This window comes from Saprospira sp. CCB-QB6 (assembly GCF_028464065.1).
Taxonomy (GTDB): Bacteria; Bacteroidota; Bacteroidia; order Chitinophagales; family Saprospiraceae; genus Saprospira.
Genome location: NZ_CP116808.1, coordinates 3,372,570 through 3,389,964 on the forward strand (window position 1 = coordinate 3,372,570; position 17,395 = coordinate 3,389,964).

14 protein-coding genes and 4 tRNA genes are annotated in these 17,395 nt (G+C 44.8%); 9 read left to right on the plus strand and 9 right to left on the minus strand.

The features are described from left to right. Window positions 1-279: 279 nt before the first annotated feature. The 6 genes from hemE to PPO43_RS12955 form a co-directional block, all read right to left on the minus strand. Window positions 280-1,308 carry a uroporphyrinogen decarboxylase gene (gene hemE, locus PPO43_RS12930; protein WP_272618437.1) on the minus strand — a complete coding sequence of 343 codons (1,029 nt, stop codon included), beginning with the start codon at window positions 1,306-1,308 and terminating at the stop codon, window positions 280-282. Further along, the gene (ppk1, locus tag PPO43_RS12935; RefSeq protein ID WP_272618439.1) at window positions 1,295-3,382 is read right to left on the minus strand and encodes a polyphosphate kinase 1; all 2,088 of its coding nucleotides are present in this window, start codon (window positions 3,380-3,382) and stop codon (window positions 1,295-1,297) included. The genes hemE and ppk1 overlap by 14 nt, the downstream gene beginning before the upstream one ends. A 1,103-nt stretch (window positions 3,383-4,485) precedes the next feature. After that, a complete protein-coding gene (locus PPO43_RS12940; protein ID WP_272618441.1) occupies window positions 4,486-4,935 on the minus strand; it encodes a 5' nucleotidase, NT5C type in 450 nt (149 codons plus the stop codon). Between the two features lies 1 nt (window position 4,936). Further along, entirely contained in the window at window positions 4,937-6,730 is a 1,794-nt protein-coding gene (locus PPO43_RS12945; protein ID WP_272618444.1) for an ABC transporter ATP-binding protein, read from the minus strand. Between the two features lie 9 nt (window positions 6,731-6,739). Continuing rightward, complete coding sequence (locus PPO43_RS12950; RefSeq protein WP_272618446.1) at window positions 6,740-7,051, minus strand: hypothetical protein; 312 nt, start codon at window positions 7,049-7,051, stop codon at window positions 6,740-6,742. Between the two features lie 224 nt (window positions 7,052-7,275). Beyond that, window positions 7,276-8,550: an aspartate kinase gene (locus PPO43_RS12955; protein ID WP_272618448.1), complete on the minus strand. Its 1,275-nt coding sequence runs from the start codon at window positions 8,548-8,550 to the stop codon at window positions 7,276-7,278. Window positions 8,551-8,944: 394 nt separating this feature from the next. Here PPO43_RS12955 and PPO43_RS12960 point away from each other — a divergent pair, with 394 nt between their 5' ends. The 6 genes from PPO43_RS12960 (at window position 8,945) to PPO43_RS12985 (ending at window position 11,196) form a co-directional block, all read left to right on the plus strand. Beyond that, window positions 8,945-10,111: an OmpA family protein gene (locus PPO43_RS12960; RefSeq protein ID WP_272618450.1), complete on the plus strand. Its 1,167-nt coding sequence runs from the start codon at window positions 8,945-8,947 to the stop codon at window positions 10,109-10,111. A 106-nt stretch (window positions 10,112-10,217) separates the two neighbouring features. Continuing rightward, window positions 10,218-10,309, plus strand: a tRNA-Ser gene (locus tag PPO43_RS12965). Between the two features lie 19 nt (window positions 10,310-10,328). Beyond that, window positions 10,329-10,403 (plus strand) — tRNA-Pro (locus PPO43_RS12970). Window positions 10,404-10,470: 67 nt separating this feature from the next. Continuing rightward, a tRNA-Ser gene (locus PPO43_RS12975) sits at window positions 10,471-10,562 on the plus strand. A gap of 21 nt (window positions 10,563-10,583) precedes the next feature. Continuing rightward, a tRNA-Pro gene (locus tag PPO43_RS12980) sits at window positions 10,584-10,658 on the plus strand. Between the two features lie 79 nt (window positions 10,659-10,737). Then, complete coding sequence (locus tag PPO43_RS12985; RefSeq protein ID WP_272618452.1) at window positions 10,738-11,196, plus strand: hypothetical protein; 459 nt, start codon at window positions 10,738-10,740, stop codon at window positions 11,194-11,196. A gap of 170 nt (window positions 11,197-11,366) precedes the next feature. On the opposite strand, the gene PPO43_RS12990 is transcribed toward PPO43_RS12985, so the two are convergent. The 3 genes from PPO43_RS12990 to PPO43_RS13000 form a co-directional block, all read right to left on the minus strand. Continuing rightward, a complete protein-coding gene (locus PPO43_RS12990) occupies window positions 11,367-13,037 on the minus strand; it encodes a UvrD-helicase domain-containing protein (protein WP_272618454.1) in 1,671 nt (556 codons plus the stop codon). 39 nt (window positions 13,038-13,076) lie between these two features. After that, window positions 13,077-13,688: a hypothetical protein gene (locus tag PPO43_RS12995; protein WP_272618456.1), complete on the minus strand. Its 612-nt coding sequence runs from the start codon at window positions 13,686-13,688 to the stop codon at window positions 13,077-13,079. 107 nt (window positions 13,689-13,795) lie between these two features. Further along, the gene (locus PPO43_RS13000) at window positions 13,796-14,194 is read right to left on the minus strand and encodes a hypothetical protein (protein ID WP_272618457.1); all 399 of its coding nucleotides are present in this window, start codon (window positions 14,192-14,194) and stop codon (window positions 13,796-13,798) included. A gap of 235 nt (window positions 14,195-14,429) precedes the next feature. Between PPO43_RS13000 and PPO43_RS13005 the strand changes: the two genes are divergently transcribed. The 3 genes from PPO43_RS13005 to PPO43_RS13015 all read left to right on the plus strand — a co-directional run bounded on the left by PPO43_RS13005 (window position 14,430) and on the right by PPO43_RS13015 (window position 17,394). Next, entirely contained in the window at window positions 14,430-15,344 is a 915-nt protein-coding gene (locus PPO43_RS13005) for an IS5 family transposase (RefSeq protein WP_272621337.1), read from the plus strand. Between the two features lie 277 nt (window positions 15,345-15,621). Continuing rightward, window positions 15,622-15,954 (plus strand): hypothetical protein, encoded by a 333-nt coding sequence (locus PPO43_RS13010; RefSeq protein ID WP_272618458.1) that lies wholly within the window; start codon window positions 15,622-15,624, stop codon window positions 15,952-15,954. A gap of 3 nt (window positions 15,955-15,957) precedes the next feature. Beyond that, entirely contained in the window at window positions 15,958-17,394 is a 1,437-nt protein-coding gene (locus PPO43_RS13015; RefSeq protein ID WP_272618459.1) for a hypothetical protein, read from the plus strand. The last annotated feature ends 1 nt before the right edge of the window (window position 17,395 follow it).

A 17,395-nucleotide genomic window follows, 5' to 3' on the forward strand; every position in this document is an offset into this window, starting at 1 on the left:
TTTTGATGATAGTAATGAAAGGAAATAGTGGCCTAAAAGTTTTGAACCGCGGCCCTTTTTGGTCCTATTGCGGGGGACAGGCGGCGAAGCCGCCGCAGGCTGAGGGGCTGGAGCAGGGCCGCCGAAGGCGGCAGACCCAGCGGGCAAAGCCCGCGCAGGGCCGAGCAGACCTGCGAGCTGCGGAATGGCCCGACCCGCCCGAAGGGCGGGGCAGCCCCAAAAAAAAGAAGTTGTAAACCTACAACTTCTTCTTCTTCGCTTCCATAAAGGCAAAATGGCCTAGTAGCGGAAATTTTTCACGGTATCGACAAAGACCTTGACATTATCTAGGGGCGTATCGGGATAAACGCCATGGCCAAGGTTGGCAATATGGTGTGGACCAAAATCCTTCATCATCTGAATGGCTTGGGCCTCAATCGTTTTGGGGTCGGCATAAAGGGCGCAGGGGTCCAAAAGACCTTGCAAAACCTGATGCTGGCCAAGCTCTTCCCGCAATTGCTTGGGGTTTTGGGTCCAGGTACAACCCAAGACCGAAGCCGAAGTGGCCGCCATCTGAGCCATAGAATGCCAGGCACCTTTGGCAAAGATCGTCACGGGAATGCTGCCGCTCAAGCCCTCGGCGATGCGTGCCATATAGGGCAAAGAAAAGGCGCGAAAATCGGCTGGACGAAGCACGCCAGCCCAAGAATCAAAGAGCTGGATGAGGTCGGCCCCAGCAGCTACCTTTTTCTTGAGGTAGGCCAAAGTCGTGTCCGTAATCTTTTGCAAAAGCAAATGCGCTAGCTCTGGCTCTTGGTACATTAGTTTTTTGGCCTTAGAGAAGGTTTTGCTTCCTTGACCTTCAATCATATAGCAGAAAATGGTAAAGGGCGCACCCGCAAAACCGATCAAGGGCACACGGCCATCTAGCTCTTTCTTCGTGATTTTTAGGGCCTCATAAACATATTGTAGTTCCTCCGCAGCGGCATCGCCAACCAACAATTGCTCAATATCTTTGGCGCTTTCGATTGTTTTGGGAAAACGAGGGCCTTTCTTCTCGACCATCTCATAAGGGAGGCCCATGGCCTCGGGAATAACAAGAATATCAGAGAAAATGATGGCGGCATCTACACCCAACTCATCAACGGGTTGGATGGTGACCTCTGCGGCCAATTCGGGCCGCTCGACCAACTCCTTAAAACCAGAAAGACTATTGCGGATAGCACGATATTGGGGCAAAATACGTCCAGCTTGACGCATTAACCAAACAGGCGGACGTTCTGTGGCTTCGCCTTTGGCCACCCTAAGGAACAAATCATTTTTCAGCATGCTGAGAAGCTTCTAATTGTTTTTTATAATAGGCATAGACCTCTAACTGAGAGCGAAAGGGCCTTTGACCTTCATCTATTTTGTAATGGTTGGACAGCTTGGGGTCCAGGATTCGGGCTTTGACGTTGTCTTTGAGCTGCAAATTTAGAAAATCTTTAATTTCTTCTTGCAAGCCCTTGTCATAAATCGGAAAAGCACACTCAATTCGATAGTACAAATTGCGCGTCATCCAGTCTGCTGAGGATAAATAGATCTTGTCCTCTCCAGCATTGTGAAAATGATAGATTCGAGAATGCTCCAAAAAGCGATCGACAATGGAGATGGCCTCAATGTTTTCAGAATAGCCCTCGACCCCCGTCTGCAAGCCAAAAATCCCCCTCACGATCAACTGGATTTTTACGCCCGCCTGACTGGCCTCATAAAGGCGGCAAATCATCCGATGATCCTGCAAACTATTGAGCTTGATGGTTATGCCCGCCTCTTGGCCCGCCTGCGCCAGCTCTATCTCTCGGTCAATCATGGCATAGATGTTCTTCCGCATCCTAAATTGCCCAACCAATAGATGTTTAAAGGGCTTTTTGGGCAGCTCGCCATGTTCTAGGTAGTTCAATACTTTATCCACCTCTTTAGTGAGCCGTTTATCTTTGGTGAAAAAGCCATAATCTTCATAGAGGCGAGCGGTGCCCTCATGAAAATTGCCCGTACTGAGGTAGCAGTAATCTTGCAGCTTGCCCTCTTCTTCTCTCGTAATGGACAAGATTTTAGAGTGCACCTTGAGTTCGGGCAGACTATACTTCACGATAGCCCCCCATTGCTCTAGTTTTTCGGCCCAATCTAAGTTGGCCTCTTCATCAAAGCGAGCTTTAACTTCCACAAACACCATCACTTCTTTTCCCTCGGCCATGGCCGAGCGCAAGGCCGCAATGATTTGCGAATCTTTGGCCACTCGATATTGCAAGATCCGAATGCGCTTGACGGCAGGGTCATGGGCCGCCTGCTCCAAAAACTTGATGACGTAATTGTAGCGCTGATAGGGGTAGTGGACCAGATGATCTTTTTCACTAATGGCCGCAAAAAGAGATTGGGCCTTGTGTAAGCTCGGATGCCGAAGCGGAGGCAAGGGATCATCTTGCAAATGCTGTAGACCAAAGTTGGGAAACTGGAAAAGGTCAAAGTTGTTGTGATAACGCCCTTCTGGCTGTAAGTCAGTACCCTTCACACTAAAAGCCTGCATCAAAAAACGCAGCAAATTGCTGGGCATATTCCGATCATAAACAAAACGAGTGCTGGCCCCAATGTTCCGCTTGTTCAAGCCCTTGCGGATCTTCTCGATCAGATCGCCAGAATACTCATCTTCCAAGTACATTTCCGCATCTCTAGTCATTTTGAAGGAGTAGCTATTCTCTATACTATAACCTGGAAAAATCCGCGGTAGCGCATAACGCACAATATCATCCAACATGATAATCAAGCGCTCGTTTTCCCGCTCGGAGGGCAAAACCAAAAAGCGAGGAAAACGATGTGAGGGAATGCGCACCACCGCATAACGGGGCGTCCGCCCTTTGGTCCCTAATTCCACCCCCAAATAAAGCGCATTATTGATCAGAAAGGTCCGAATCTTATGCTTGACAATCAACATGGGCTGTAGATAGGGAATCAGCTTTTCTTCAATGTACTTATCCAGAAAATCGGTCTGGGTTTTCCCCAAATCAGCCTCCTTGACCAAATGGATGTTGATGGCCGCCAAAAGGGGCAAGATATGCTTCTGATAAATTTCGGTAAACTCCAACTGCTGCTGCCGCACCATCTCATTGATGCGGTCCAAAATCTCCTCTGGCGGAAAGTCAATCGCCTTTTTGGTCCGCTTCCCCAAACGAATCAAGCTTTTGATAGAGGCCACCCGCACTCTAAAAAACTCATCTAAGTTAGAGGAGTAAATCGCTAAGAACTTGATGCGCTCAAAAAGAGGAACCGAAGGGTCCTTGGCCTCTTGTAACACCCGATAATTAAAGGCTAACCAACTCAAATCGCGGTTGCTGTACGGAAAGTTTTCATCTGTTCTGATCGTTGCCATAACCCAAGTTGCTGTCTAGTTGTTTCTGAAATTGCTTTGGCTACAAATATATAAACTTGGGGGATAGATTAACGGCTCTGCTTTTTTTTCTTCTCAATTCTATCCTTTTTTTGGGGCCCGCGGCCAGCTAGGCCAAAGGCCTAGCTTGGCCGCCGCTATGCTGCGCAGCTCGCAAGTCTGCTCGGCCCTGCGCGGGCTTCGCCCGCTGGGTCTGCCGCCTGCGGCCACCGCTGCGCAGCGCTGGGCCTGCGGCGGCTTTGCCGCCTGCTATCCCTAGCTGCAGCTTAAAAGCCGCAGGAGCTGAAAATCGAATGCCTTCGCCTTTCTTCAATAGAGCAGGGGCTTTTAAGCTCCTGCGGCAAGAAAAATGATGGCCCAACAAGATTGGCTGCGGCCTTTAGGCTGCATAATCTTAAGCAAAAAATACAACCGCATCCAATATTTCGCTGCTAAGCGAGCCTAGCTGATTTGTAGTAGGGGAGGACCAGAAAAAAATATAGGCCAAATTAGATAGGGCCCCAGCTAAATGTATCGATGCAGACGGCTAGGGCTTGGGGCCCCAGCTAAATGTATTGATGCAGACGGCTAGGGCTTGGGGCCCCAGCTAAATGTATTGATGCAGACGGCTAGGGCTTGGGGCCCCAGCTAAATGTATCGATGCAGACGCCTCTGGCCTGGGGCCGGAGCTAAATGTAAGGATACAGATGCCTCTGGCCTGGGGCCGGAGCTAAATGTAATGATGCAGACGCCTCTGGCCTGGGGCCGGAGCTAAATGTAAGAATGCAGATGCCTCTGGCTTGGGGCCAGAGCTAAATGTAATGATGCAGATGCCTCTGGCTTGGGGCCAGAGCTAAATGTAATGATGCAGATGCCTCTGGCCTGGGGCCAGAGCTAAATGTAATGATGCAGATGCCTCTGGCTTGGGGCCAGAGCTAAATGTAACGATACAGACGCCTCTGGCCTGGGGCCGGAGCTAAATGTAACGATACAGACGCCTCTGGGGAATCCCCCAAAGCCAAAAAAAGTCCGCAATACAAATTGTACTGCGGACTTTCGTTTGTGGGAGCGATCATCTTTTACCAAAAAGAGCCATTTTCACTAGTTTAAACCTGAGTTCTCAGATAAGCCAATACTTTTTCCCAATCTTCAAAGGGGGCTTGGCCAAAATGGATATGTTCTCCGCCAAAGCGATCGGCTCCATTCTTTAGGCGGTCATCAATAAGGAAGTGGCCCTGATTGAGCTGCTTATTATGCGAAAGGATCAGGCGTTTGTGTGCATTTTGGCCCAGATGTTTTTTTACCCAAAGCAGCTTGTCTGACCAAGCTGAGGGGTTTTCCCAAGGCGCCGTAGACAATAAATAGGCATCAAACAATTGGCTGAGCTCCTCAAAGGCAGTTAATGCGCCTGTCAAGGGCTGCATCAGCGAAAAGATACCAGGAACTTCATCCAAGCGGTCCTCATATTGGGCCAAGATCTGCGGCGAAAGTTGCGCAAAGGCCGAGGGGAAATCCACCAGCACATTGTCCATATCAAAATAAAGAATCTTCTTCATCTTAGTCTGTTTGATTGACGCTATAAGCCGTTTCTACAAGATCACGGTAAAAGCCATCAGGGTTTTGCATCAAAGTTTGATGATCGCCCATTTCCATTTTTCGGCCTTTGTCCAAAACCAAAATCTGGTCCGCATGCTGAATGGTAGAGAGGCGGTGGGCAATAATAATAGAGGTCCGTTTGGCAATCAATTTCTCAATAGCATATTGAATAATGCTCTCGGTTTCGGGATCAATAGCCGAGGTGGCCTCATCTAAAATTAAGATATCGGGATCAAAGACCAACGCCCGAACAAAAGAAATCAATTGTCGCTGCCCCATAGATAAAGTGGCGCCTCTTTCCATCACCTGATAATCATAGCCGCCAGGCAGGCGTTCAATAAACTCATCTGCACCAATCATTTTGGCGGCCGCAATCACCTCTTCCTTACTAATACTTTCATCTCTTAGGCAAATGTTTTCATAAACAGAGCCCGAAAAGAGAAAGACATCCTGAAGCACAATGGCAATGCGGCTGCGTAGGCTGGCCAGCTCATAATTCCGAATCTCGACATCATCAATAAAGATTTCTCCCTTATGGATTTCATAAAAGCGGTTGATGATGTTAATAATGGTGGTCTTCCCTGCTCCAGTACTCCCCACAATGGCCATAGTTTGGCCTGCGGGCAGCTCAAAATCGAGCCCTTGTAGAATCCATTTCTCTACCTCCTCGGGCTTTTTATCTTGCTCATAAGAGAAAAATACCTCCTTGAAGCGGATGCGGCCCTCTAGTTTGTCCACTAGCTGCTCGCCATTATTCTGAATTTGTTTGTTGCTATCAATCAAATTAAAAACTCGGTTTCCCGCCACCAAGCCCATTTGCAAGGAGTTGAATTTATCGGCCAGCATCCGAACGGGGCGGAAGAGCATGCCCAAATAGAGCGGAAAAGCCACCAATACCCCAATACTCACCTCTTCACTAAGGACCGATTGGGCGCCATACCAAACCATAAGGCCCAAAGAGCCCGCCGATAGGATTTCGACCATGGGAAAGAAGATCGCATAGTAAAAAATAGAGCGGATGTTGGCATCCGTATAGCGTTTATTGATCGCATCAAACTTCTTAAGCTCTTGTTGTTCGGCATTAAAGATCTGAACGATGCGCATGCCCGTGATGCGTTCTTGCAAAAAGGCATTCATCTTAGACACTTCGGTCCGCACATGCTCATAAGACTTCTTAACGGCCTCCTTAAACCAATAAGAGCCCCAGATGAGCAGGGGCATAGTGGTCAGACAGACCAGGGTGAGGCTCCAACTCGAGTAAAGCATCACGCCCAACACAAAAATGAGGGTTAAGATATCAGCCACAATCGTAATGGCCCCCTGCGAAAAGACCGTGTTGATCGTTTCGATATCATTGATCGTGCGGGTGGTAGAGGTGCCAATAGGCGTGCGGTCAAAGTAAGTGAGCCGCAGGCTATTGATATGTTTAAAGACCCGAAGCCGCAGATCCTTAATCACCGATTGGCCCAAAAGGCCCGTAATGTAAGTAAAGAAATATTGCAAAGCGCCCTCAAAGAGTAGGACGCCAAACAAAAGGCCTACTATCCAGAGTAGACCTTCATAATTGCCGGCTAGAATGTATTCATCTACACTCAATTGGACCAAATAGGGCCTTAAAATGGCCACTGGGGCCAAGACAATAGAGAGCGTAGCGGCCGTAATAAAGATAAATTTGTAGGGGCGAACCAATTTGAGCAAGCGAAAAAATAGCTGCCGATCGGCATAGCTGCCCCCTTCTTGTTTAGCGTTAGACATGCAGTTGGTTTAGCGGATATGCACAATTTCATCATAAACACGAAGGGACTTCAAAAGGTTGAAATCCTGTTCGCTTTTACAAATCAGTTGGAGCCCGATAAATTTCTGATTCTCGTGATTGTTAATGAAGTCCATTTTTAGGACCTCCTCAATTTCCCAGCTGCCCAGCTCTTGGCCCAGCTCAGTCACTAGTTGCATTCCGGCCTTCACCTGGCCTTCTTCAATATCGCCAAGGATGACAATGCGAAGTTTTTTCAAAAATCCGTAGACCACCCGAACGCGGAAGCGGTTTTCTGCGGGTTTAGCTTGTTTTTTAGACATAAGGTTGTTGTTTAGTAGTTGTTTTTTGGGGGCTGCCCCAGCGCAAGGCGCTGGGTCGGGCTGTGTCGCAGCTCGCTGTTCGCTCGGCCCTGCGCCGCCTTCGGCGGCTGGGTCTGGCCCTTCGGGCCACTGCTATCCATCCCTCAGCCAATTGAGCAGATTGGGCAAAGAGGGGACAAGCCCCTCTCAAAAGCAGGGCGCTTTGCGCCCTGCAAGGGCAAAGTTTAGGACCAAAGGGCCTCGGCGGCAATGAGCAATTGGCTTGTACAGCCAATATGCTCCTCCAGTAAAATCTCTTTATTTTGTCGAAGCATGTTGAGGGCTTCTTCTGTTTGGTGGCGCAGGCTAATGAGCTGTAGATCGCTGCGCAGTTCGGTCATATAGGTTTGGGCCAATTCTTCGAGTAGGCCGCCCAGCTTTTGGGGCTCATAATTGATGCAAACCGAAAAGGCGAGGGCCGTATTTTGGGTCATATTGACCTTAATGCGGTGTTTGGCAAAGCTCGCAAAGAGGGCCGAAAAGCGGGCCTCATCCACAAACTGAAAATCCTTGGCCTTAATCTTTAGTAGGGCCTGTTCCTTTTTGACCACAAAGATGGGGGGATATTGATCTACCTCTTCTGAAGAGACCAAGCTTCCTCTTTCTTGGGGCTGGACAAAAGATTTGACCCAAAGGGGAATATTTTTGTTTTGAAGGGGACGCAATGTTTTGGGGTGGATCACCTGTGCGCCATAATAAGTCATCTCGATCGCCTCGGCATAAGAAATATTGTCGAGTAGGACCGTTTTGTCAAAGATACGGGGATCTGCATTGAGGAGGCCGGGGACATCCTTCCAAATCGCTAGGCGGTCGGCATTGAGGCAAAAGGCAAAAATGGCGGCTGTATAATCAGAGCCTTCTCGGCCAAGGGTGGTGGTAAAGTTTTCGCTACTGCTTCCGAGGAAGCCTTGGGTAAGGACCATTTGGCCTTGGGGAAGAGCGGGAACAATTTTTTGGATGCGGCTTTGGGTTTCGGCCCAATCTACTTGCGCATCGCGATAGCTATTATCGGTTAGGATACAATCGCGGACATCAAGCCAGTGGGTGGGCAGGCCTTCCTCATTGAGGTAGGCGGCCAAGATTGTGGTAGAGAGCAGTTCGCCCAGTGAGACAATTTGATCGTATAGATAATCGTAGCTATCTTGGGGTTCTTCTTCGAGGATCCATTCTACATCTACAAAGAGGTCGTTGATCTCATCATAGATAGGATGTTGAGGGTTCTCAAAGAGGCCTTGGAGCAGTTCTAAATGGTGTTGTCGGACGCCTTGGAGCAAAACCTCTGCTTGGCCTGTTTGTTGCACATAGGCCTGCACTACTTTCTCTAGTGCGTTGGTAATTTTACCAGAGGCAGAGACTACAACCAGGGGTTGTTCTTGCTGGTATTGGCGAAGGATTTGGACCACATTTTTGATTGCGGCAACATCTTTAATGGAGGCGCCACCAAACTTGAAGACAGGCATAAGGGCAATTTATTAAATAAGGTAAAACTTGTTCTTGCTCACTCTTGGAAAAGCGCATAGGGCAAAGAGTGCTTGATCTGCCTGCAAAAGTACAATGAACTAAGCTAAAAACTAGGCATCTTCTAGTTGAAATGCTAATTTTGCGCAAGCAGGCGGCTTTTTTTACATTTGGGAGGCTGGGTAAAGGCCAAATAGCGGTCGGACCCCTTCCATTTGGCCTAGCGATGTGCAGCAGTGGCCCGAAGGGCCAGACCCAGGCGGCGCAGCCGCCGCAGGGCCGAGCGAATAGCGAGCTGCGAAACGTAGCGCCTGCCGCAGGCAGGAGGCCCAAAAAACGGTTGAACAGAAAAGAGCGCCTTAGAAGGGGCGGCAAACATAGACCAAAAAATAATATATGAATCGATCAACATTAGTGGCTTTGGCATTAGTTGCGTTTTGCGGGATGCTTAGGGGCCAGACAGAAATCATTTATTTGGAGAATCCCTCATTTGAGGACGAGCCGCGTCCGGGTTGGCAGCCTCGGGGATGGATAGATTGTGGATTTGCGGGGGAGTCGCCTCCCGATGTACAGCCTTTTGGAGGCTTTGGGGTGACGCAGGCGGCCCATGATGAGAACACCTATTTGGGTTTGGTGGTGCGAGATAACAAGACTTGGGAGGCGGTAAGTCAGCGATTGGCTAGGCCGATAAAAGAGGGGCAGTGTTATCGGTTCAGCATCTATTTGGCGCGATCTGCGCAGTATGTGAGTCCGACCAAGTTGAAGCCCAATGAGTTGACCAATTTTAACAAGGGGGCGATTTTGCGGATTTATGGGGGGAATTCTCCTCGGGACAAGGCGGAATTGTTGGCCAGTAGTGATATGGTGACGCATACGGATTGGCGGCCGTATAAATTTGAGTTTACGCCTAAGAAAAGCTATCGCTATTTTGTGTTAGAGGCCTATTATAAGACGCCGACCATGTTTTATTACAATGGGAACTTGTTGTTGGATAATGCTTCGGAGATCTACAGCTGTGAGATTCCGGAGGAAGAGCCGGACAATCCTATATTGGCGCAGGTAGACCCTAAGGATCGGAAGGTCAATGTAAAGCCATCGCCTAAGGAAGATCCGATTTTGCCCAAGGAAAAAGAGGAGCCTAAGGAAGCGCCTAAGGAGGTAGACCGAGGGGATTTTAAGGGGGATTTGAAGGCAGAGGATTTGGCTTTGGGGGATAAATTTCGTTTGGACAACTTGTATTTTCAGGCAGATTCTTCGAGTATTACGCCTGCTGCGGCTTTGGAGTTAAACGAGTTGGTTGCCTTTATGAAAAAGAACAAGGGGGTATCGATAGAAGTTGGGGGGCATACCAATGGTTTGCCTACGCATGAGTACTGCGACAACTTATCGGAGGATCGGGCGAAGAGCATAGCGCGTTATTTAACGGCCAAGGGGATTGATCGTCGTCGGATTAGTTATCGGGGGTATGGCAAGCGTCAGCCCATAGCGGACAATGAAACTCGGGAGGGGCGGAAGCGCAACCAGCGGGTAGAAATAAAAATTACGAAATTGGAGACGAACTGACTCTTTGATTAAGAGTAAATTAGCGAGCCCCCTTGAAAAAGGGGGCATTTTTTTTGAAAAAAGGTTTGGACAAATCAGAAAGCCGTCTTATATTTGCAACGCACTCGGAGGAATGGGTGAGTGGCTGAAACCACCAGTTTGCTAAACTGACGTACTTCGAAAGGGGTACCGCGGGTTCGAATCCCGCTTCCTCCGCCAGATTTGGCTTCGGCCAATTCGGGCTTTGGCGCAGTTCGGTTAGCGCGCCTGCTTTGGGAGCAGGAGGTCGCAGGTTCGAATCCTGCAAGCCCGACATATTAAAAGGTCCTAATTATCGTAAAGATGATTGGGACTTTTTAAACTACATTCAGAAAACACTCGGAGGAATGGGTGAGTGGCTGAAACCACCAGTTTGCTAAACTGACGTACTTCGAAAGGGGTACCGCGGGTTCGAATCCCGCTTCCTCCGCCAGGCAATTGGCTTCGGCCAGTACGGGCTTTGGCGCAGTTCGGTTAGCGCGCCTGCTTTGGGAGCAGGAGGCCGCAGGTTCGAATCCTGCAAGCCCGACGAATAAACCCCGATCACGGAAAAGTGGTCGGGGTTTTTTTATTAGCGTTAATGATTAGATCAATCTTAACTAGAAGAGATGAAAAACTATAGTCTATTTTTCTTGCTGACCCTGTTACTCCTGTCTTGCAAGTCCACTCAAAATGCATCGGACTCGATTAGTGGAGATGAAAAGGCGGAAGCCAATAAAAAACAAGCAGCTGATATGGAAGTTGTGAATTTGCAGCCCCTTCAAACTAATTATAAGGTGAAAGAAGGGCAGGAACTAAGGTATAGTTTTACTCAACATACCTCTGTAGGCAATACCGGCGAGTTTGAAATTGAGGATTCCTCCATCATTGAATTTAAAGAGAAAACTTTGGACTATAAACTGAAGATCGATGAAAGCGCAGGGGAGATCCGTCCCGCTGGTGGAGATCAAGCCAAGGCTACCTTTATTTTTGTGGCCAAAAAGAAGGGAAAGACGAAGTTGAAGATTAAGCAGCTTTTTCGGGGGGCGGTGATGGAGGAGTATGTGATGAAAGTGGTGGTGGAGTGATGGGAAAAGGAAATCCCCGAGCACTGGAGTGGTCGGGGATTTTGTTTTGTATAGACTTAAATCTATTGGGCTAGTTTTTTTTCGTGACTTATTTATAATAGTTTTACAGTTAGCTAATTTTTAGTTTGTTGGTTTTGTGTAGCAAAGCCTTTAATACCTTAGTTGCCATTTTATAACCAATCTAATTCATCAAATAAAGACCCTTCATCTTCTTCGGTCTCAGTTTCTTTTGAGTTTACAAGAAATAAAGTTTTTTTAGCCCTAGTTAGAGCAACATATTTAAGATTTCTTTCTTGAATTCTTTCCCAATCTTGCTGATTATCTCTATAAAGAGGAAGTGAATCATAATTTATAATAAATACTACATCATTTTCTAAGCCTTTAGCTCTGTGTATTGTAGATAGTTTAATAGCATTCGGACCACCACTAATTAGTTTTTTTATTCGTTTTAAAAGTTCATCTATTGTATCTATATCTAAGTTAATATACATTTGCTTTTGAATAAATCCTAGTTTTAGATTCAGTAAGTGTATTTCATAAGCTATGATTTTAGCTTTTTCTGCATTGTCAATAATGTTACTTGCTTCCTTTTCAATAAAGTATATTTTCCTTTTTTTAACTTTATTTAAAAGATTTTCAAGGTCTTCAGTGCTTTTGAGTTCTTCTCTCGAAAACATAAATCTTAAACTATTTAATACCTCTTTTATATCATCTTCATGTACTTCAACAGTAATGGATTTGTCAAGCAACATAAATAATAGTTCTAATAGAGGACTCTTGACTCTTGAGATTACTAAATTTCCAGGTTTAACTTTAGAAATAACTTCATTAAAACGGATATTATAAATATCTCCTTCCTTATGTTTAAATGGGCTAATATCTTCCCTAAAGTTCTTTGCTAACTCAATTACATTAGAAGGACATCTAAAGCACTTTGACAGTTTTAGACTTCTTGAATTAGCTAAACTCTTTAATCTATTATAAGAATTTATATCAGCTCCTGCAAAACCATAAATAGACTGATAAGGATCTCCAACTGAGAGAACCCGCCCTGTTTTCTTGATGTATTTAAAAGCTACAGCTATTTGAGAATTTGATAAATCTTGACATTCGTCTATGAACAAGAGATCAAATTTAGTTTGAGGATAAAGTTGCCAGGCATAGGGGAGATACAACATGTCTGCAAAATCAATCTTTTTAAGGTTTTTTGCGATTGTGTTACCTCTGTCAAGTAAATAGTTATTGGCTTTCCAATATAGTTTCAGTTTTAAATTAAATTGCGTAGATTCTTGTTGCGTATGGTTAAATATCCCAAAATGAAGCACCATATCCTTAAAGGCTTCAAAATTATCAGGGGTTAATGTTAGTCTATATTTTGTACAAATTTCTTTTAGCCTGTATTTATATTGATATAAGTAGTTTTTTAAAACTTCTTTTTGGTTTTTATCCATGGGGTTTTCTGGGATCTCGTCTAATTTCAATAATTCTTTTAGACTATGTTCAGCGTATTTCTGAACGTAATCGTCTATAATTGGAGTATACTTAAAGTCATCAACTTTATATCTTGAAGTAGAATTAGTATTGAGAATATCAAAGCCTAATGCGTGCATTGTTTTGACAATAATATGGTCAAAGCCCTTTCTTGCAAATCGGTTCTGAATTTCTTTACGAATACTTCTATTAAAAGCACAAAAAAGAACTTTTTTGCTAGAACCAATATATGTTGCACTTTCAATAATTGTTGTAGTTTTTCCAGATCCAGCAACAGCATCAATAATTCCATGATTAGAATCGTACTGTACAAATTGAAAAATACGTTCCTGTTCTTCGGTATATTTCATAAGGTAATTGTTTTAATTTATTCTAAGTGCTTTCCCACACTACACCCCCTCCACAATCGCCTCAAAGCGAGTTTTCAAATCACTATATTTGATAGCCTTCAGCCCCAGTTTTTTGAGGCGAGTAAGCCCCAAACTCTTTTGATGGCCTAGTTCTTTGTCCAAAAGGGAAGTTGGAGCCAGATAAAAACACCATTGGTCCATATCCAGCGGGTTGATCGTTGCTTGATCCTTATGATCCAACAAGCAGAAAATATAAATATCTGCCTGCCTTTTGTATGTTTCCGAGTAATTTCCATCCTGCAGCAGCCCTTTAGTAGGCGCAATCCCAAAACGAATACTAGATAGCTTTTTCTGCGCCCATGCTTGGATATAAGCAGCAGATTTTACCTCAATTTTGACCTTCCCTTTTTCTGTTTGGGTTTCAAAATCATAGGCATCCCACTCTAAACGGGTAGCGGAATTTATGTCTAGCGCCATTTTTACAATGAATTCCGCCAGAATGCCTCTAGTTCGGTTTTCTATTAAGTTCGATTGATTCCATTTCCAGAAATCCACCAGCTTAAATGCTAAGGATTTGGAGTTGGCTAGAAAAGGCTTATCCTCCTCTAAACTAGGGATAATATGCTCTGTTTGATAGCTTGCTTTGTCCATTTGAAATGGGGTTTATTTTAAGGTTTTGTTGCCATGATTAAAGTAGAAAAAAACGGGCATAATAGCAGCCTGATCAATCCATTTTATATGCTTTTTGGTATAAAGGCTTAGAAGGGGTATCCAATTTCTTCCATTTTGGATAGCGCAAATTCTTTGGATACCTTTTTTACAGTACTGTAGTTATTCCCTCCTTGTTGGGCATCTTTAATTCCATACCTATGAGAATGATTTCCTACAATCCAGAGGTTTACGTCAATGACATGGTTCCAGCCTTCTCCTAAATCAGTATCAGTTTTTAATGAGGAGATAGCTCGGCCATAGGCAATAAAGTGCTCTCTAAATTTGAGAATGAGGATATCTCCATTTTGAATCTCTGTAATTGAACCTTTTTGTGAGTTAGCCGCATGCAGTACGAAGCAACATTTAAGTATACATCTATTTAGGTTTTCTAAATCATAGCTCTTTTCGGGATCACCTACGCTGCAGATAAAGTAATTTCGCTTCATGTTATTTATTTGAAATTTAAATGATGAATAGAACAACTTATTCTCTTAACTCAAATTAAAATATTCTATTTAAAGATCCAAACGGCCTTGTTGCATAAATCTAATAAATTAAAAACCAGCTAATTACAAAAAACCTTGCGAATTAGGCATAAAAAAAGGGACAAGCCCCGTAGATTTAAGTTTTTTCGACGAACAATAAAACCTCGAGCTGTCCCATGACAAATCTAAAAAAAACATACAGAATTACGCACTAACCAACAGATTTTATACGGCCCAAGGTAAGTTTCTTTTTAATGTTTGGTTCCCGCCTTTGGCAAGCAAAAACCTCATAGCTAAGCCTTCAAAACGCGGCAGACCTAAAACAATTTCTGATGAATTTATTCGCTATTTATTCCGTTTAAAAGTGCTTTTTTCTTTTGGATATCGACAATTAGAAGGTATTCTAAAATGCGTTATTTCCAAATATAATTTGGATGCTAAGCCCATATCTTTTACTCAAATATATCGTAGAGTCAAGAAACTAAAACTGAATATTAAGTCTAAAAAGAGGACTAAAGAAAGATCGGTAGCAATAGATAGTACAGGACTAAAAACAAAAGGACAGGGAGAATGGTTAAGAAAAAAATACTTGGAAAAGCAGCGCTCTAGCTGGATTAAAGTACATTTAGCAGTGGATGATAAAACAGGAGAAATATTATCTGTAGAGATTACCACAGAGCGAAAAACCGATGCTTCTCAACTCCCCAAAATGATGAAAAAAATGAAATCCTTGAATATCCGCCAAGTTTATGCAGATGGCGCCTATGACCAAATAAAATGTCGGGAAGCAATTTGTAAGGCTGGAGCGGTACCGTTTATTCCCCCACGTAAAAATGCTCGCCTAAAAAAAGGAAAAGATGGAGAGCTGGTTGACAGTTATCGCAATGATGATATTTTATATATCTGGGAGTTGGGAGCTACTGCTTGGAAACAAGATTTAGGCTATCATCGTCGAAATTTAAGCGAAACTGCAATGATGCGACTCAAGCACTTTTTCTCTGAACGGCTCTCTTCGCTCAGCTTTAAAATGCAGAAGCAAGAAGTCCTGATGCGTATTCAAATTTTAAATGAGCTTAATGCTGTCAAGTTGGAAGTTGTTACTAATCAGTAAGTTACGATTTATACAACAAGGCCGATCCAAACTATTTTTATTTCCCGAACTCCACAGGCGGCGAAGCCGCCGCAGGCTGAGGGATAGATAGTGGTGCGGCGCAGCCGCAGACCCAGCGGGCGCAGCCCGCGCAGGGCCGAGCGAGCAGCGAGCCACGACATAGCCCGACCCGCCCGCAGGGCGGGGCAGCCCCCCAAAAAAATAAAAAAAGCAAACTTCATTATCTGCCAACTAATGCTTACTTTAGAACATTAAAATGCAAAAAAAATAGCAAAAGATGGGACTAAAAGATGCAATTAAAAAATTAGATACGGTGGTCGCAGATTTGACTTCTCTGCATGTGCAAACCTTTACTGGAGATTTGCAAATTGATGTGGAAGGAAAGACGTTGCCCGATCTGAAAGCGCAAATTAGCGAAGCGAAGGCCGCTGGAAGTTTGATTTTGGTGGCGGAAACGCTCTCTCAGTTTGATGGAGATTCGTATAATTTTGTGGCCAAAGATATGTCTGCTGTGCCTCCTCAAGCGCTCGAAATGCACAAAAATGCCATTACTGCGGGGGTAGAGACGCGGCTCGGTCTAATTGAGCTTTTCAAAGGGATTTTAGATTAAGCGATGTTGCTTTCTAAGGAACCATTAGCCGATTTTTCTGGGGATAAATTGGAGCAATTGGGCCAATTTGAGGACTTGCTTCAGGCCGCAGCCAAAAAGGGAATTGTCGATGCTCCCGATTTTGATCCTAGCAAGACCAATAATAGCCAAGATCAGTATATCCGCCTGAAGACGGCGGCCAACAGACTCTGGCTTTTGGGCTACCTAAAAACGAAAAAATTAAGGCAAACAAAAGCTAGCCTTAGACGGCTCAAAACGGCTGTGGCCCATTTTCAGCAAGAAGCGGGTTTTTCTCCCACAGGCGAGCTGGAGGAAGAAAGTTGGTATGCCCTGGAGGAATTAGTGAGTTTTGAGTCCAAGTTCTCTGAAACGCTTTGGTTTGAGGGACAAGCTATTCGAGCCAATCGTCGTCAGGCCCTTGTTCGAGCAGTTCGGCTGCGGCTTTGGGTGCTGGGTTTGGCCCAAAAAAAACTAGCTGAGGCCCAATTATGGGATGAATTTAGAGCGCTATTGGGCTACTTGCGGGCCAAAATCGAATTTGAGCGAATTGGCATGAATAAATACAGCATCTTGCAGCTGTTCGATCAAGATTTTCTGACCAGCTCCATCGCTCATATTATGGGCGATTATGAAGCCTTGCCCTTAGCGCCCAAACAACTTAAAGTTGTTCAGTCATTTATGGTCAATTGTGCCAAGGTAGAACTTTGGTTGCTGGGCTTTGAAAATATTGAGTTGGATGGGGTGGGGGAGTACCGAGAAGGCGATGAATTGTATATTGCGATGGCGAGCTATTACCGAAATTTTGAAGGTAAATCGAATTTAGAAGCCAACCGATTGGCCAAGCAGATTCATCCAAGTTTCTTTTTTCGGATGATTTTGCTCAGCCAAAAAGAGCAAGAAGAAGAGCAGGGAGATGCTAGCCAGTTTGTTTTGGCCGAAATCAATGAACAAGCACAAGTTGAAGAAGCCTACAAATATATTGAGGGCAAAAGCCTGAAGCTTTGGGATGGTCTGCAGCGCGTTTGGCGGTGGATTAAGCAATTGGGCCAAAGGCTATTTAAATTTCTACGCAATAATCTCTTTATCGCCTTTTATCGCTTTGCCTCTAAAGGCTATAAAATTGCCGAAAAAAGCGTCCGCATTCTTACTAGAACGATTAACATTTATCTGGCAGGTGGTTTTGAATTATCTGCCGCAAGAGTCAATATCTCCCCCGATTTTGATCTGGAAATTATCTTGTCTAGCTCCATAAAAATAGATTATATTTCCGCCCCCTTGCTGTCTTTTGCCCAAGGTTTTCGCTTCTCGATTAAAGTTCTCCGTCTATTGATTGATGCTCTGATTGCCTTGATCCAAGGCTTTATTGGCTGGGCAAGGCTGCTTTATATCTTTGTGAAGAATTATACGAGTTTGAGGGAGCTGTATTTGGGGGTTAAGTAGT

What these genes read in the sequence shown, in the direction of transcription:
- PPO43_RS13010 (WP_272618458.1), top strand. Translation starts at nt 15,622, where the DNA reads ATGGGACTAAAAGATGCAATTAAAAAATTAGATACGGTGGTCGCAGAT.
- PPO43_RS13000 (WP_272618457.1), bottom strand. Translation starts at nt 14,194, where the DNA reads ATGAAGCGAAATTACTTTATCTGCAGCGTAGGTGATCCCGAAAAGAGC.
- PPO43_RS12950 (WP_272618446.1), bottom strand. Translation starts at nt 7,051, where the DNA reads ATGTCTAAAAAACAAGCTAAACCCGCAGAAAACCGCTTCCGCGTTCGG.
- PPO43_RS12960 (WP_272618450.1), top strand. Translation starts at nt 8,945, where the DNA reads ATGAATCGATCAACATTAGTGGCTTTGGCATTAGTTGCGTTTTGCGGG.
- PPO43_RS12995 (WP_272618456.1), bottom strand. Translation starts at nt 13,688, where the DNA reads ATGGACAAAGCAAGCTATCAAACAGAGCATATTATCCCTAGTTTAGAG.
- PPO43_RS12990 (WP_272618454.1), bottom strand. Translation starts at nt 13,037, where the DNA reads ATGAAATATACCGAAGAACAGGAACGTATTTTTCAATTTGTACAGTAC.
- PPO43_RS12985 (WP_272618452.1), top strand. Translation starts at nt 10,738, where the DNA reads ATGAAAAACTATAGTCTATTTTTCTTGCTGACCCTGTTACTCCTGTCT.
- hemE (WP_272618437.1), bottom strand. Translation starts at nt 1,308, where the DNA reads ATGCTGAAAAATGATTTGTTCCTTAGGGTGGCCAAAGGCGAAGCCACA.
- PPO43_RS13015 (WP_272618459.1), top strand. Translation starts at nt 15,958, where the DNA reads ATGTTGCTTTCTAAGGAACCATTAGCCGATTTTTCTGGGGATAAATTG.
- ppk1 (WP_272618439.1), bottom strand. Translation starts at nt 3,382, where the DNA reads ATGGCAACGATCAGAACAGATGAAAACTTTCCGTACAGCAACCGCGAT.
- PPO43_RS12940 (WP_272618441.1), bottom strand. Translation starts at nt 4,935, where the DNA reads ATGAAGAAGATTCTTTATTTTGATATGGACAATGTGCTGGTGGATTTC.
- PPO43_RS12945 (WP_272618444.1), bottom strand. Translation starts at nt 6,730, where the DNA reads ATGTCTAACGCTAAACAAGAAGGGGGCAGCTATGCCGATCGGCAGCTA.
- PPO43_RS12955 (WP_272618448.1), bottom strand. Translation starts at nt 8,550, where the DNA reads ATGCCTGTCTTCAAGTTTGGTGGCGCCTCCATTAAAGATGTTGCCGCA.